Here is a 16,220-nt window from a genome sequence, read left to right as displayed (position 1 = left end):
CTAGCCGAAGAGCTTCTCTTCCACTAGTTCGATTTCGTTCTTTAATTTGGCAATAAATTTCAGCTTACGAACGCGATCTGCGGCTTGCTGCCACAACGCCTCGTTAAGCTCTTGCTCTATCGCACTTAGATGTTGCTTATACATTTTGCTCACTCGAGCATCAAATTCCGCCAGTGCATCTTGTGCGTCTGAAGCGCTTGGGATCGCTTCGAGCTCTTCTCTCAGCTCCATCTGTTCCATGAGGAACATGGGGTCTTGCAAGGTTTGTTGCTCACCGCGCATTTCCACCCCATTTTGCGCCAATAAATATTCCGCGCGTGAAATGGGATGTTTCAAAACTTGGTAAGCGTCGTTGATTTGTGCCGCTTTTTGCACCGCCAACAAGCGATCCCGCTCGGAGGCGGTGGCAAAATTATCCGGATGGAAACGCTTTTGCAATTCCCGGAACTGAGAAGAAAGAAGGCTACCATCCAGCTGATACTGAGTTGGTAGCCCAAATAGTTCAAAGTGATTCATCGAGTTCTGGCCCTTGATTAAACGTTCTGAGCCATCAGGCCCAGAACTTCAGTCATTAGACGTTGAAGCTTTCACCACAACCACATTCACTTTTCGCATTCGGGTTATTGAACTCAAAGCCTTCGTTCAACCCTTCTTTGACGTAGTCGAGCTGGGTGCCGTCGAGATACACCAAACTCTTTTTGTCGATAATCACTTTCACACCTGAATGTTCGAATACTTCGTCTTCTTCATTCAGTTCATCAACAAATTCCAGCACATACGCCATGCCTGAACAGCCAGTGGTTTTCACTCCCAGACGCAAACCAATCCCTTTACCACGGTTATCAAGGAATGCTCTTACTCGACTTGCTGCGCTTTCTGTTAGTGTAACGGCCATACTGCACCTTAGTTAATGTGTTGACGATTCTAATGGGAGCGAAAAGGCTCCCATTATAGCTGTAAATAGTGGCTTAAAGTTGGTGTTTTTTCTTGTAATCCGCAACTGCGGCTTTAATCGCGTCTTCGGCGAGAATAGAGCAGTGCACTTTCACTGGTGGCAACTCTAACTCTTCGGCGATCTCAGAGTTTTTGATCGACGCCGCTTCTTCAATGCTCTTGCCTTTCACCCACTCAGTAACCAGTGAGCTGGATGCGATCGCACTGCCACAACCGTAGGTTTTAAACTTCGCGTCTTCGATGATGCCTTCTGGCGTCACTTTGATCTGCAGTTTCATTACGTCACCACAAGCGGGTGCGCCAACCATACCACTACCGATAGACGGATCGTCTTTGTCAAACGAACCAACGTTACGTGGGTTCTCGTAGTGATCAATTACTTTTTCGCTGTATGCCATGATATTTCCCTCGAATCCTCTATAAATTGCTCTGGATTAACTCGCGCTTAGTGGTGCGCCCACTCAACCGTGTTCAAGTCAACCCCATCTTTGTACATATCCCATAGAGGAGACATGTCGCGTAGCTTGTTTACGGCTACACGGATCTGTTCAATAACGTAGTCAATCTCTTCTTCGGTGGTAAAACGACCAAAGGAGAAACGAATCGAGCTGTGAGCCAGTTCGTCATTCAAGCCAAGTGCACGCAGCACGTAAGATGGCTCAAGGCTGGCTGAAGTACATGCACTGCCTGATGAAACCGCAAGATCTTTTAGCGACATCAGTAGAGACTCACCTTCAACGAAAGCGAAACTCACGTTGAGGTTATGTGGTACGCGCTGCTCAAGATCGCCGTTGATCGTGACCGCTTCCATGTCTTTAACGCCATCAAGCAGACGGCTACGCAATGCCAATGCATGGTCGTAATCTTTTTGCACCTCTTCTTTAGCGATACGGAACGCTTCGCCCATACCAACGATTTGGTGCGTGGCCAGAGTACCAGAGCGGAAACCGCGTTCATGACCACCGCCATGCATTTGCGATTCAAGACGGATACGTGGTTTACGACGTACGTACAGTGCGCCGATACCTTTCGGACCGTAAATCTTGTGTGCTGAGAGTGAAATCAAGTCCACTTTCATCGCTTGAACGTCAATCGCCACTTTACCAGCAGACTGAGCTGCATCCACGTGGAAAATGATCTTGCGCGCACGGCACAGTTCACCAATCGCAGCGATGTCTTGAATCACGCCGATTTCGTTGTTGACGTGCATGATCGAGACGAGAACTGTATCGTCACGCATCGCGGCTTCGAGTTTGTTCAGATCGATGATGCCGTTCGCTTCAGGCTCAAGGTAAGTCACTTCAAAACCTTCACGCTCTAGTTGGCGAGTCGTGTCGAGCACCGCTTTATGCTCTGTTTTGCAAGTAATAATGTGCTTGCCTTGCTTTGAATAAAAATGGGCTGCGCCTTTGATTGCCAGGTTATCTGACTCGGTTGCACCCGAAGTGAAAACAATTTCACGTGGGTCTGCATTAAGCAGATCGGCAATTTGCTCACGAGCGGTGTCGACCGCTTCTTCCGCCTGCCAACCGTAACGATGAGAACGTGACGCCGGGTTACCAAAAATACCGTCCATCGTCATGTGCTGAACCATTTTCTCAGCGACACGAGGATCAACGGGGCACGTTGCCGAATAGTCTAGATAAATAGGCAGTTTCATTCTTCACTCCAATGTAAACATGCTGACCGCTTAAGAGCGGAAATTTACACCGATGGGCGCGGTGCTTGTATTTTTGTTAGCCAACCCATGATTTACCGCTAGGGTTATTTCCTGACGGTCAGAAATTTCGAGAACTTCATTGTCACTCATCAGCTCACCAAGAGTGATGTTGTTCAAGAAGTCACTAATACGCGAGCTTAAGTCACGCCATAGTGTGTGTGTTAGGCAACGCGTGCCGCCTTGGCAGTCACCTTTGCCTTGACACTTGGTGGCATCAACCGATTCATCAACTGCCGCGATCACCGTACCAATAGAAATCGAGAACGCATCGCCGCCCAAACGGTAACCACCACCCGGGCCACGCACACTGGCAACTAGGCCTGCTTTACGCAATTTAGAAAAAAGCTGCTCAAGATAAGAGAGCGAAATCCCCTGACGCTCAGAAATATCAGCCAGAGGAACAGGACTTTTTTGCGAATGCAGCGCCACATCCAGCATTGCTGTTACCGCATATCTTCCTTTAGAGGTCAGTTTCATAACACACCGTATCCACACTTTTACAATGGATACATTTTTCCATACCTGACAAAAACGGTCAAGTATTTATTTGACTATTTTACTCAGGTATTCATCCCTTAATTTTTAAGGGTTATTTTTTGCTCAGGTGCGATTTTTCAATCGCCGTCAGCACGCCGCGCAAAATGTTGAGCTCTTGCGCTTCCGGGCGAGCACGACTGAACAGACGACGCATTTTGTTCATCACTTGATTAGGTTGATCGGGACTGATGAACTCACTTGCCAGCATCACCTTTTCGAGATGTTGATAGAAAAGTTCTAACTCTTTGTGTCGAGGATATTCCACTTCAGCAATGGGTGCGTACTGACTTTGCTGATCATTGAGGTACGCCATACGCACTTCATAGCTAAGCGTTTGTACCGCCATGGCAAGGTTTAATGAGCTGTACTCTGGATTGGCTGGAATACAGACGTGATAGTGGCACTTTTGCAGCTCTTCGTTGGTCAAGCCAGTACGCTCGCGACCAAAAACCAGCGCTCCCGCACCTTGCTTGCTTTCTTGGATCATCTTCTCACCGCACTCTCTTGGCTCAAGCATCGGCCATTCCAAAGTACGTGAGCGAGCACTAGAGCCAACAATCAAAGCGCAGTCACTCACTGCCTCTTCTAAAGAAGAAACAATACGCGCATTCAAAGCCACATCAGAGGCACCAGAGGCCAGCGCAATTGCTTGGGCATCCACTTCGCATTCCGGCTGTACGAGAACCAATTGGCTAAGGCCCATCACTTTCATTGCGCGAGCGGCAGAGCCGATATTACCTGAGTGGGACGTTCCGACGAGAACAACTTTGACCTGATCTAACATGCGAGTTTTTGGCACCTGATTCAAAACCGCAGGATGTTAGCACATTTTTCTCTATCGCCCTAGGTTGTTGGCGGCATGCAGGGAATTAATCGCTCGGTCGAAGAGCGTAGAGCTGCGTTTTCTTGATACTCATCACATCAAGCAAGGAACGCCGCCTAAAAAATCACCACTTCACATTTCATTTTTCTCTGGTATACTCGCCGCCGCTTTCATTTGTTCTTTAACATCCGTTGGGAAATTCGTATGCATCCAATGCTAAACATTGCTATTCGCGCTGCGCGAAAAGCAGGCAACCATATTGCTAAATCACTAGAAAACGTTGAGAAAATTGAATCTACGCTAAAAGGCACAAACGACTTTGTGACCAACGTAGACAAAGAAGCAGAAACGATCATTATCGATACTATTAAAAACTCTTACCCAGAGCACTGCATCATCGCTGAAGAAAACGGCACGATTGATGGTAAAGATAAAGACGTACAATGGATCATCGACCCACTGGATGGCACCACCAACTTTGTCAAAGGCATTCCTCATTTCGCAGTTTCTATCGCCGTGCGCATCAAAGGCAAAACTGAAGTCGCTTGTGTTTACGACCCAATGCAAAATGAACTGTTCACCGCTCAACGTGGTTCAGGTGCACAGCTCAACAGCGCACGTATCCGTGTAAAACAACCCAAAGATCTGCAAGGTGCGATTATCGCAACCGGTTTCCCATTCAAGCAGAAGCAACATTCTGAATCTTACTTCAAAATCATGTCTGCCATGTTTGTTGAAGTCGCAGACTTCCGCCGCGCTGGCTCTGCTGCGCTGGATCTTTGTTACGTTGCCGCTGGCCGCGTTGACGGTTACTTTGAGCTTGGCCTAAAACCTTGGGACATTGCTGCGGGCGAGCTGATCGCACGTGAAGCGGGCGCGATCATCACTGACTTTGCCGGCGGTACAGAATACCTGAAATCAGGTAACCTCGTTGCTTCAAGTGCGCGCGGCGTTAAATCACTGCTGAAACATATCCGTGAGAACGGTAACGACGCAATTCTTAAGTAATCCATAGCCCGTCACGCTGATTACTTTTGAATGAGCCCCTTCCGCAAGGTTGGGGCTTTTTTATTTCCGGCCACTGCATAAATAAATAGCCTACACAAAATAGAAAAAAGCCGCTGTGGTTTGCAGCGGCTTTTGCGTTTTATGCGGTAAAGCGGTTAAGGCAGTTCTTCGAACTCAGCACCTTCTTTTTCCACTTGCGGCGGTATCAGGTGCTCTTTCTGAATACCCAGTTTCAGCGCCAGCGCCGAAGCCACATAAAGAGAAGAGTAAGTACCAACGGTGATACCCAGTAGCAATGCGGTAGCAAAACCGTGGATCATCACCCCGCCCTGTGCAAACAGCGCAATCACCACAAACAAGGTTGTGCCAGATGTAATCAACGTACGACTCAACGTTTGGGTGATCGAGCTATCCATCACATCGGCTGGCTCACCTTTGCGCATCTTGCGGAAATTCTCACGAATACGGTCAAACACCACAATGGTATCGTTTAGCGAGTAGCCCACCACCGTCAACAAAGCGGCAACGATGGTAAGATCCACTTCGATTTGCATCATGGAGAAAACACCCAACGTAATGATCACGTCGTGTGCTAATGCCAATACCGCCCCCGCCGCCAAACGCCATTCAAAACGCATCGAGACATAGAGCAAAATACACAGCAAAGAGACCAAAATCGCCAGACCACCCGCTTCGGTGAGCTCATCACCCACGTTCGGTCCTACGAATTCGATACGGCGCATTTCAACGTTTTTGCCTGTGCCTTCTTTAATCGCACTTAAAATCTGGTTGCCCAGCGTTTCACCCGCAACATCTTCACGAGGACGCAAACGCACCATCACATCACGCGCTGAACCGAAGTTTTGTACTGTCGCATCGGCAAAGCCTTTGCTTTCCAGCGCACTACGGATCTCTTCAAGATTGGCAGGCTGTTCAAAGCCTACTTCAATTAAGGTACCGCCGGTAAAGTCCAACCCCCAGTTCAACCACTTAGTGGAGAGGGTAAAGATCGACGCCCCAATCATCACAATCGACAATGCGAATGCGAATTTCGACCAACGCATAAAGTCGATCGCTTTGTCTGCTTTTAGAATCTGAAACATAACAATTCCCAGCCTTAGATCGACAGTTTATTAATACGTTTGCCGCCGTACAGTAGGTTGACAATACAACGCGTACCGATGATGGCCGTAAACATCGAGGTTAAAATACCGATAGATAAGGTCACCGCGAAACCTTTGATCGCCCCTGTACCGACTGCGAACAAAATAATCGCCGTGATCAGTGTGGTGATGTTGGCGTCGGCGATTGTGCTAAACGCATTCGCATATCCTTGATGAATCGCTTGCTGCGGATTGCGCCCTTCGCGCAGCTCTTCACGGATACGCTCAAAGATCAGCACGTTGGCGTCAACCGCCATACCGACCGTGAGAACAATACCCGCAATGCCCGGCAAGGTCATAGTCGCCCCCGGGATCATCGACATCACACCAATAATCAGTACCAAGTTCGCCATCAGCGCCACGTTGGCAATCAAGCCAAACTTGCGATAGTAAAGCAGAGTAAATAGCATGACCGCCACCATACCCCAGATACACGCTTGGATACCCATGTCGATGTTCTGCTGACCCATAGATGGGCCGATGGTACGTTCTTCAACGATGGAGATCGGTGCAATCAGCGCACCAGCGCGCAATAGCAGCGCCAAGTTGTGCGCTTCAGCGGCAGAATCAATTCCGGTAATGCGGAAGTTGCGTCCCAGCGCCGACTGAATGGTCGCTTGGTTGATCACTTCTTCATGCTTAGTGAGAATAACTTTGCCTTCAGGCGTGCGACGACCACTGTCTTTGTATTCCGCAAACACCGTCGCCATTAGCTTACCGATGTTCTTCTTCGAGAAGGCGGACATTTTATTGCCACCTTCGCTATCGAGCGAAATATTAACCTGTGGACGACCGTATTCATCGGTACTGGAGCTGGCATCGGTAATGCTTGCACCACCGAGAATTACCCGTTTTTTCAGCACGACTGGACGACCATTACGATCCGTTTTGATTTCACTACCCGCCGGAGCACGGCCATTCGCCGCCGCCGCTAGGTCAGCTTTATCATCCACTTCACGAAACTCAAGTGTTGCCGTTGCGCCTAAGATCTCTTTCGCACGCGCGGTGTCTTGCACCCCTGGCAGCTCAACCACAATCCGGCTCGCGCCTTGGCGTTGAACCAATGGCTCTGCCACACCGAGCTCGTTCACACGGTTACGTAAGATGGTAATGTTCTGCTCAACCGCGTAGTTGCGGATCTCTTGCAGACGCGCTTCGGTAAAGGTAGCAACCAGCTCATAGCGACCATCTACCGTTGACTCAACAAACGTCATGTCTGGATGATTTTTGACTAACAGTTGCTTCGCTTCGGCCACTTGCTCTGCATCACGCAGCAACACTTCAACCGCTTGTTTACCGGAAGGACGAATAGAACGGTAACGGATTTTGGCATCGCGCAGCTCACTGCGAAACGCTTCTTCTTGCTGGCCGACCAGCTTCTCCATCGCGGCATCCATGTCCACTTCCATCAGGAAATGCACACCACCACGTAGGTCAAGGCCAAGCTTCATCGGCGCAGCGCCGATAGATTCCAGCCAATCTGGGGTAGAAGGCGCCAAGTTAAGCGCGACAATCTTGTCTTTGCCAAGCGCTTCACTGACGACATCGCGAGCACTCAATTGGGTGTCGGTATCATTGAAACGGACAAGAATCGAGCCATTTTCTAGGGCAATCGATTTGTGGGTAAGGTTCTCTTTGGTAAGAGCATTGGTGACAGCATCCAGCGTTGACATATCTACAGAGGCGCCACGCGCCCCTGTAACTTGAATTGCCGGATCTTCACCGTAGATATTTGGAAGTGCGTACAAGGCAGCGATAGCGATGGTTAACACCACCATCAAGTACTTCCATAATGGGTAACGGTTTAGCACAGCGAGGATCCTCTAGCTGTTTTATAGAGATTTAAGCGTACCTTTTGGTAGCACAGCGGTAACGAAGTCCTTTTTGATCACGACTTCGTTGTTGGTGTTCAACTCGATTGAAATGTAATCGTTGTCTTCTGCGATCTTAGTGATTTTCCCCACTAGACCACCACTAGTCAGCACTTCGTCGCCTTTACCCATCGCCGCCATTAAGCTTTTGTGTTCTTTAACACGTTTCGCTTGAGGGCGGTAAATCATGAAGTAAAAGATAACGGCAAACATGCCGAGCATGATCAGCATTTCGAAACCACCACCTTGTGGTGCACCTTCTGCCGCAGCGTGAGCTTGAGAGATAAACATTAAAACATCCTCATTAATTTTTATTGATAATCCAACAAATTGGGTAACGCCACCTCATTTTCAAGCGAAGTCGCTCACAAAAACAAGATGGCGCAACATTTTTTTACTTTTACGAAATTAAGCCTGCTTACCAAGTGGCGGCACTTCGCGATTGCGCCTTGCGTAAAACTCTTCCACAAACTGCTCGAAGCGATCTTCATCAATCGCCTTACGAATGCTTTCCATCAAACGTTGGTAGTAACGCAGGTTATGGATAGTGTTCAAGCGAGCACCGAGGATTTCGTTACAACGGTCCAAATGGTGCAGATACGACTTTGAGTAATTTTTGCAAGTGTAACAGTCACAATGTGGATCGAGAGCGCTTGTATCGGTTTTATGTGTCGCATTACGGATCTTGATCACACCACCAGTAACAAACAGGTGCCCGTTACGCGCATTTCTCGTTGGCATCACGCAGTCAAACATGTCGATCCCGCGGCGAACGCCTTCCACCAAGTCTTCCGGCTTACCCACGCCCATCAGGTAGCGCGGCTTATCTTCCGGTAATTGCGGGCACGTATGTTCAAGCACGCGATGCATGTCCTCTTTAGGTTCACCCACCGCAAGACCGCCGACTGCGTAGCCATCAAAGCCTATTTCCGTCAGCCCTTTGACCGAAACATCACGCAGGTCTTCGTAAACACCACCTTGCACAATGCCAAACAGGTTATTAGGGTTTTCGAGCTTATCGAAGTGATCGCGCGAACGCTGAGCCCAGCGTAGTGACATTTCCATCGACTTTTTTGCTTCCGCATGCGTCGCTGGATACGGAGTACATTCGTCGAAAATCATCACGATGTCAGAGCCAAGATCTTTTTGGATTTCCATCGATTTTTCCGCATCCATGAAAATCTTGTCGCCGTTCACCGGGTTACGGAAATGCACGCCCTCTTCGGTGATTTTACGAATGTCGCCCAAGCTGAACACTTGGAAACCGCCCGAGTCGGTCAGAATCGGGCCTTGCCAGTTCATGAAATCGTGCAAGTCGCCGTGCATTTTCATCACTTCTTGGCCCGGGCGTAGCCACAGGTGAAAAGTATTACCGAGGAGAATTTCAGCGCCTGTGTCTTTCACTTCTTCTGGTGTCATCCCTTTAACGGTGCCGTAAGTACCCACAGGCATGAACGCCGGCGTTTGCACGGTCCCGCGTTCAAAGGTCAGTTGACCACGACGGGCGTTGCCATTTTTCTTTTTAAGATCGAACTTTAATTTCACGAAGCCTCCAACGTCAGAGAAACAGTCTGACGGTTTAGTCACGGACGATGTACGTCCCACGAGAGCGGTCGCTGTCTCCTTGCGAAGCGGTTACCATGGCGGTAGCCCCTCTAGCTTTCTGCTAGCACTCGTAATTGGTTCACGCGGCGAGTCTGCCGCGCTTAGCAAGTCTTCTTTTCAATAAACATCGCATCACCATAAGAGAAGAAGCGATATTGGCTGTCCACCGCGTGCTGATAAGCGCGCATGGTATGTTCATAACCCGCGAACGCACTCACTAACATGATGAGCGTCGATTCTGGCAAGTGGAAATTGGTGATCAAACAATCGACCAACTGGTATTGATAACCTGGGTAGATGAAGATCTCGGTATCGGCAAAAAATGGCGCGAGCTCAGTGCCTTTTTTCAGCGCATCTTGCGCGGCACTTTCCAAGGAGCGTACCGACGTGGTACCGACCGCGATAATGCGTCCACCACGTGCTTTGGTCGCCGCAATGGCATCCACCACCTCTTGCGGCACTTCCGCGTACTCGGCGTGCATGTGATGGTCGTGAATATTGTCGACCTTCACTGGCTGGAAAGTCCCCGCCCCAACATGCAAAGTCACGTAAGCCAGTTCGACACCTTTGGCTTGCATTTGTTCCAGCAATTGCGCGTCAAAATGCAATCCAGCCGTTGGCGCGGCAACCGCTCCGGGTTTCTGGTTGTAAACGGTTTGATAGCGCTCTTTATCCGCATCTTCGTCTGGGCGGTCGATGTACGGAGGAAGGGGCATGTGGCCAATCTCTTCCAGCACCTCTAATAGCGTTTTATCGCCGTTGAGCTTGAGCTCAAACAAGGCTCCATGACGCGCGACCATCTCCGCACTGTACTGGTTGTTTTCACCCAGAATGACGGTGCTGCCCGGTTTGGGCGATTTAGAACAGCGAACATGCGCCAGCAGACGCTTGTCATCGAGCATCCGCTCCACCAGCACTTCCAGTTTACCGCCCGAGGCTTTACGGCCAAACATCCGCGCCGGGATCACTCGGGTATTGTTAAACACCACTAAATCCCCCGGCTGAACTAAGTCCAACACATCTTTAAAGGTGCCATCTTTTACCTCGCCAGTGTTGCCATTTAGCTGAAGTAAACGACTGGCCGTGCGCTCTGGTTGAGGATAACGGGCGATCAGTTCGTCAAGTAAGTCGAAGTGAAAATCTGAAACTTGCATGCTACTGCTCTTGGTAAATTCTTCTGAGGTTTAACGTCATTATAATGCGAGTGAATTTTTCGCAGTGGGGTAGTATAGAGCGACAAGGTTCAATAGCAAGCAAAGTTCTCGGCGAGAGTGTAACAAGCCTCGCCAAACTTAAGCCGCGAGGCAAACATCGACTCAGCGAGCGAAACTGGGCCGCTGAGTCGATGATAGGTTAGCGTTTTGTTCTGAAAATCCGCGCAGCAAAAAGACTCAACACCCACAGATAGTGGACGCTTCCAGCGCCTTGGGCTTTACCGGTAAATTGACAGCTGTTGGTGGAGATGCCACCGTGACAATCGCCGGACGCATTATCATTCCCTTCTCCACTGTCACTGCCAGCATCACTGCCCGTATCACTGCCCACATCACCGCCATTGTCGGCGGCATAGTTGCGGATAAAATCGGGCGGCAGGATCGGTGAAGCTGGCGGATTCTCGGCATTGACGTAGCCGACTATCCAATCGTAGTAGGTACTTACTTTGGTATAAAAACTTGGCAACGTCACCGCCGCGCAAGTTGGCGTTAACAGTGGAATTCCGCTGACGATACCAATCTGTTTGCCAGTGACATCATCCAGCAAAGGGCCACCACTATCGCCTTTACACACATTATTGCCGTATTGCGTTCTCTCATCAGGGTTCCAAGGCAATACTTCATTGGCCATAGTGCAGATTTTGCTCACATTGGTTGGCGCTTCAATGATTCCCGGCAAGTCGTTACCCAGTTCTAAGCGCTGATAGCAGTTCGTGATTGGCAAGTAGGTTAACTGCGTTTTCTGCAGTGTAGGCGAAGGAGTGGATGCGTTGGCAACGGTTGCACCCCATCCCGATGCGGTGACATTTTTGGGTCGCAGGTTGGTGGCAAATTCATCATCCCACTGACTGTTGAGTCGGGTTTCAATTTGGCGCATCTCTTCCATTGTCGGCAATGAAGATAACGCGCCCCCCGTCACGGGCCGATCGAGATACAGCAACGCGACATCACTATCCAGGCTGGTGCTCACCAAGGTCATCTGACCGTCACTGCCCTTTTTGTATTCGCTCAAGCGTGTATAGCTTGGATGAACCACGACGTGAGAGACATGAAAGTAGTTCTCTATCTGCGACTGATTAAGATCCGCCGTGCGTGCCGTGACCGAGATCTGATGAGGTTTGGTGACAAAATAGCTGGCGAGATCGGTGCCTTCGCCCATGACCACACAATGCGCTGCCGTCAATACCCAGCGCTCTGATACCATAGTGCCACCGCAGACCGGAAATTCGGCCATGTTGCTTGAGCGAATCGTCACTCGAAAACTGGCGTCTGGATCGTTTTCCCCGAGAATGATGGCTTGGGCGCTGGCACAGACCGTCCAAGCGCCCACCAAAAGAAGCGTTTTTTTCCACATGATAAAGACCACTGATAGCTCAACTGCGCTCATATTCAGCCAGACTCTTCGACAGGGAAATCCCCGGCCGAAAAATGTGCGAGGAATATCCTCTCTTGCGCCGTTGCCAGTGCTGGGATTGCGCATAAAATGCCAACTGACTCGCAACAAATTTGTTGTGGAAAAACGCGTTGGCTCCCAGATATTTATGCCATTTGTTTCTATAGTAAAAAGGAAGAACGGAACGACTGGAGGACACCATGATCAAAGTAGAAGATATGATGACTCGCAACCCTCATACCTTGTTGCGTTCGCATACCCTAGCAGATGCGCGCAATATGATGGCCGCACTCGACATCAGACACATCCCGATTGTTGACGCGAACAAACGCTTGCTGGGAATCGTGACCCAACGCGATATTCTCGCGGCGCAAGAATCCAGCTTACACAACGCGCCAGCCGATCAATCCTACACCGACGATACGCCGCTTTATGAAATGATGCACAGCAGCATTATGACCGCAGAGCCAAAAGCCGGGCTTAAAGAGAGCGCCTTGTGCATGCAAAAACACAAAGTTGGCTGTTTACCTGTGGTCGATAGAGGCCAATTGGTGGGCATTATTACCGACTCGGATTTTGTCACCATCGCGATTAACTTACTGGAACTGCAAGAAGAAGTGGAACCTGACGAGCTGGAAGTGGAAGACGATCTTTAGGATCGCTGCGAAATGTATTGCTAGCGTTGAAGAGCAAAAGAGCGGCCGAAGCCGCTCTAAGCACTTTGCGCTAATATCAGTGGAACTGATCTTCTTCGGTTGAGCCCGTGAGCGCCGTAACAGAAGAGTTGCCGCCCTGAATGGTGTTGGTCATACGGTCGAAGTAGCCAGTCCCCACTTCTTGTTGGTGCGCAACGAAGGTGTAACCTTTCTCCGCCGCTTGAAACTCAGGACGCTGCACTTTCTCAACATAGTGACGCATCCCTTCGCCCTGCGCGTAAGCGTGTGCCAGTTCAAACATGTTGAACCACATATTGTGAATGCCCGCCAAAGTGATGAACTGGTATTTGTAGCCCATATCAGAGAGCTCTTGCTGGAACTTGGCGATGGTTTCGGCATCCAAGTTTTTCTCCCAGTTAAATGATGGCGAGCAGTTGTACGCCAGCAGTTGCTCTGGGTATTGCGCATGAATAGCCTCTGCAAACTTACGCGCTTCTTCTAGGCATGGGGTGGCTGTTTCACACCAGATAAGGTCAGCGTAAGGCGCGTAAGCAAGACCACGAGAAATTGCCTGATCAATACCGGCACGTACGCGGTAGAAGCCTTCTTGAGTACGCTCACCAACGATGAAATCGGCATCATAAGGGTCACAATCTGACGTCAGTAGATCGGCTGCGTTGGCGTCGGTACGAGCAATAACCAGCGTCGTCGTGCCCGCAACGTCAGCGGCCAATCGAGCGGCCACCAGTTTTTGCACCGCTTCTTGCGTTGGTACTAATACTTTGCCGCCCATGTGGCCACATTTTTTCACCGATGCAAGCTGATCTTCAAAATGCACGCCTGCTGCGCCCGCTTCAATCATCGATTTCATCAGCTCGTAAGCGTTCAATACGCCGCCAAAGCCCGCTTCAGCGTCAGCCACAATCGGTAGGAAGTAGTCAATGCCACCCTCTTCCGGTGATTTACCATTCGCCCACTGGATTTGGTCTGCACGACGGAACGAGTTGTTAATGCGCTTCACCACTGACGGTACCGAGTCGACTGGGTAGAGTGACTGATCTGGGTACATGGTAGATGCGGTGTTGTTGTCCGCAGCAACCTGCCAACCAGACAGATAGATGGCTTCAATGCCCGCTTTCGCTTGTTGAACCGCCTGACCACCCGTCAGTGCACCCAAACAGTTTACATAACCTTTTTTGGCGCTCCCGTTGACCAGCGACCACAACTTATCTGCGCCACGTTGGGCCAGCGTGTTGGCAGGAACAATAGAACCACGCAGATCCACCACTTCTTCAGCGGTGTATGGACGCTTGACGTGCTTCCAGCGAGGATTGGTTGCCCAGTCTTTTTCTAGAGCTTCGATTTGTTGGCGGCGAGTTAATGTCATTGGTCTATCCCTCTTTATTATTGGCGCTTCACGGCGCTTTTGAGTTTCCATTTCTCCGGCAGTACTTCCTTATCTGCCTTCAAGTTGTTCACGTTATTGGTAGTAAGTTGTCGGTGTTCAGTTATCAGTTTTTCACTCAGTCCAGATAGTCGTAACCTGGAACCGTTAAGAAATTACTCAGTTCATCGCTGGTGGTTAACCTTGCCATTAGCTCAGCAGCTTCAAAAAAGCGTCCGGCTTGATAACGCGCGTCACCTATTTCCTGTTTCACGACCTCAATTTCTTCTTTGAGATATTGTTCAAACAGCGCTTTAGTAACCGTCAAACCGTTATCTAAGGTTTTTTGATGTTGAATCCATTGCCAGATAGAGGCGCGCGAAATTTCGGCCGTCGCGGCATCTTCCATCAAGCCGTAAATCGGTACACAGCCGTTACCGGAAATCCACGCTTCGATGTATTGCAGCGCGACTCGAATGTTGTGACGCATGCCATGCTCTGTTCTCTCTCCGTCGCACGGCGCAAGAAGTTCTTCGGCACTGATCGGCGCATCTTGCTCGCGGCTAACATCCAGTTGGTTGCTACGCTCGCCAAACACTTGATTAAACACGGCCATTGCGGTATCCGCCAAACCTGGGTGAGCAACCCAAGTGCCGTCGTGGCCATTGTTGGCTTCCAGCATTTTATCCTTGAGGATTTTGTCTAAAACGCGCTGGTTTTCCACCGGATCTTTAGCGGGAATAAACGCCGCCATTCCTCCCATCGCAAAGGCACCACGTTTGTGGCAAGTACGGATAAGCAAACGCGAGTAAGCGTTGAGGAAAGGCTTATCCATCGTTACGACTTGGCGATCTGGCAGAACGCGATCTGGATGTTTTTTCAAGGTCTTGATGTAGCTGAAAATATAGTCCCAGCGGCCACAGTTCAGACCGACGATGTGCTCTTTGAGAGAAAAGAGAATTTCATCCATTTCAAACACCGCTGGAAGCGTTTCGATCAGCACTGTCGCTTTAATCGTACCTGTGTCTAGACCGAAATAATCTTCGGTGAAATGGAATACCTCACTCCACCACTTCGCTTCATGGTGAGACTGCAGTTTAGGCAGGTAGAAATAAGGGCCGCTGCCTTTTTTTAGTAACGCTTTGTAGTTGTTATAGAAGTAGAGCGCGAAATCAAACAATGCTCCAGGAATGCTCTCTCCCTGCCACGTGACATGCTTCTCTTTTAGATGCAGTCCGCGCACACGGCAGATGAGCACCGCTGGATTTTCCACCAGTTGGTAGTGCTTGCCATTGTCTGGATTGGTGTACGAGATGGTGCCGTTGACCGCATCGCGCAAGTTGATTTGACCATCTAACACTTTCTCCCAAGCCGGCGACATGGAATCTTCGAAGTCAACCATGAACACTTTGACGTTGGCATTGAGGGCGTTGATCACCATTTTGCGATCGGTTGGGCCGGTAATCTCCACTCGACGATCTTGCAGATCGTGAGGAATACCAAGGATCTTCCAACTCCCTTCACGGATATCCTGCGTTTGCGGCAGAAAATCGGGCAGTTCGCCTTGGTCGATACGTTCCTGTCTCTCTTCACGGGCAGTAAGCAGTTCATCGACTTGAGAGGCAAACCTAGCACACAACTGAGATAAAAAGGTTTGGGCTTCAACAGGGAAAATTGCTTGATGCTCTGGCGATAGCTTGCCAGTCACCTCAAGCATGCCTTGGGTCTGTTGCTGTTCAGTGGGTGCGTTTTGTTTCTCGGGAGTTTGAGCAAGCATGTTTCTTCTTCCTTAAATTAATTTGCTTGTGAAAGGCAAAGCGACATTTGTAACTTTAAAACCACAAAAAACATCCTCGCTTTTCATGATTTTTCACCTAACGATTCGGCTTTAT

The 16,220-nt window shown here is 49.6% G+C and carries 16 protein-coding genes; 2 read left to right on the top strand and 14 right to left on the bottom strand.

All coding sequences use genetic code 11. The features are described from left to right. The 6 genes from hscB to trmJ all read right to left on the bottom strand — a co-directional run bounded on the left by hscB (position 1) and on the right by trmJ (position 3,995). Positions 1 to 516, bottom strand: a complete 516-nt coding sequence (gene hscB / locus EA26_RS03770; RefSeq protein WP_039424286.1) for a co-chaperone HscB — start codon at positions 514 to 516, stop codon at positions 1 to 3. 55 nt (positions 517 to 571) lie between these two features. Beyond that, positions 572 to 895, bottom strand: coding sequence for an iron-sulfur cluster assembly protein IscA (gene iscA / locus EA26_RS03765; RefSeq protein WP_039424285.1), 324 nt, complete (start codon positions 893 to 895; stop codon positions 572 to 574). A gap of 73 nt (positions 896 to 968) precedes the next feature. Beyond that, complete coding sequence (gene iscU, locus EA26_RS03760; protein ID WP_039424283.1) at positions 969 to 1,352, bottom strand: Fe-S cluster assembly scaffold IscU; 384 nt, start codon at positions 1,350 to 1,352, stop codon at positions 969 to 971. 47 nt (positions 1,353 to 1,399) lie between these two features. Further along, entirely contained in the window at positions 1,400 to 2,614 is a 1,215-nt protein-coding gene (locus EA26_RS03755; protein WP_039424280.1) for an IscS subfamily cysteine desulfurase, read from the bottom strand. 30 nt (positions 2,615 to 2,644) lie between these two features. Beyond that, positions 2,645 to 3,151, bottom strand: coding sequence for a Fe-S cluster assembly transcriptional regulator IscR (iscR, locus tag EA26_RS03750; protein WP_039424279.1), 507 nt, complete (start codon positions 3,149 to 3,151; stop codon positions 2,645 to 2,647). Between the two features lie 112 nt (positions 3,152 to 3,263). After that, entirely contained in the window at positions 3,264 to 3,995 is a 732-nt protein-coding gene (gene trmJ / locus EA26_RS03745; protein ID WP_039424277.1) for a tRNA (cytosine(32)/uridine(32)-2'-O)-methyltransferase TrmJ, read from the bottom strand. A gap of 243 nt (positions 3,996 to 4,238) precedes the next feature. On the opposite strand from trmJ, the gene suhB reads away from it, so the two are divergent. Beyond that, positions 4,239 to 5,042, top strand: coding sequence for an inositol-1-monophosphatase (gene suhB / locus EA26_RS03740; RefSeq protein ID WP_039424275.1), 804 nt, complete (start codon positions 4,239 to 4,241; stop codon positions 5,040 to 5,042). 155 nt (positions 5,043 to 5,197) lie between these two features. On the opposite strand, the gene secF is transcribed toward suhB, so the two are convergent. The 6 genes from secF to EA26_RS03710 form a co-directional block, all read right to left on the bottom strand. Beyond that, on the bottom strand, positions 5,198 to 6,145 hold the full coding sequence (gene secF / locus EA26_RS03735) for a protein translocase subunit SecF (protein ID WP_039424273.1): 948 nt from the start codon (positions 6,143 to 6,145) through the stop codon (positions 5,198 to 5,200). A gap of 14 nt (positions 6,146 to 6,159) precedes the next feature. Beyond that, entirely contained in the window at positions 6,160 to 8,016 is a 1,857-nt protein-coding gene (gene secD, locus EA26_RS03730) for a protein translocase subunit SecD (protein WP_081946361.1), read from the bottom strand. A 21-nt stretch (positions 8,017 to 8,037) separates the two neighbouring features. Continuing rightward, positions 8,038 to 8,367: a preprotein translocase subunit YajC gene (gene yajC / locus EA26_RS03725; RefSeq protein WP_039424269.1), complete on the bottom strand. Its 330-nt coding sequence runs from the start codon at positions 8,365 to 8,367 to the stop codon at positions 8,038 to 8,040. Positions 8,368 to 8,484: 117 nt separating this feature from the next. Continuing rightward, positions 8,485 to 9,621 (bottom strand): tRNA guanosine(34) transglycosylase Tgt, encoded by a 1,137-nt coding sequence (gene tgt, locus EA26_RS03720; RefSeq protein WP_039424268.1) that lies wholly within the window; start codon positions 9,619 to 9,621, stop codon positions 8,485 to 8,487. A 161-nt stretch (positions 9,622 to 9,782) separates the two neighbouring features. Continuing rightward, positions 9,783 to 10,835, bottom strand: coding sequence for a tRNA preQ1(34) S-adenosylmethionine ribosyltransferase-isomerase QueA (gene queA, locus EA26_RS03715; protein ID WP_039424267.1), 1,053 nt, complete (start codon positions 10,833 to 10,835; stop codon positions 9,783 to 9,785). 199 nt (positions 10,836 to 11,034) lie between these two features. Beyond that, positions 11,035 to 12,261, bottom strand: coding sequence for a S1 family peptidase (locus tag EA26_RS03710; protein ID WP_039428745.1), 1,227 nt, complete (start codon positions 12,259 to 12,261; stop codon positions 11,035 to 11,037). A 227-nt stretch (positions 12,262 to 12,488) separates the two neighbouring features. Here EA26_RS03710 and EA26_RS03705 point away from each other — a divergent pair, with 227 nt between their 5' ends. Continuing rightward, positions 12,489 to 12,944 (top strand): CBS domain-containing protein, encoded by a 456-nt coding sequence (locus EA26_RS03705; protein WP_039424265.1) that lies wholly within the window; start codon positions 12,489 to 12,491, stop codon positions 12,942 to 12,944. A 76-nt stretch (positions 12,945 to 13,020) separates the two neighbouring features. On the opposite strand, the gene aceA is transcribed toward EA26_RS03705, so the two are convergent. Together aceA and aceB are read right to left on the bottom strand one after the other, a co-directional pair. Continuing rightward, the gene (gene aceA, locus EA26_RS03700; protein ID WP_039424263.1) at positions 13,021 to 14,331 is read right to left on the bottom strand and encodes an isocitrate lyase; all 1,311 of its coding nucleotides are present in this window, start codon (positions 14,329 to 14,331) and stop codon (positions 13,021 to 13,023) included. A 136-nt stretch (positions 14,332 to 14,467) separates the two neighbouring features. Continuing rightward, positions 14,468 to 16,105, bottom strand: a complete 1,638-nt coding sequence (aceB, locus tag EA26_RS03695) for a malate synthase A (RefSeq protein ID WP_039424261.1) — start codon at positions 16,103 to 16,105, stop codon at positions 14,468 to 14,470. Positions 16,106 to 16,220: the final 115 nt, after the last annotated feature.

Source organism: Vibrio navarrensis (assembly GCF_000764325.1).
GTDB classification, from domain to species: domain Bacteria; phylum Pseudomonadota; class Gammaproteobacteria; order Enterobacterales; family Vibrionaceae; genus Vibrio; species Vibrio navarrensis.
This window is presented reverse-complemented; position numbering and strand designations above follow the sequence as displayed.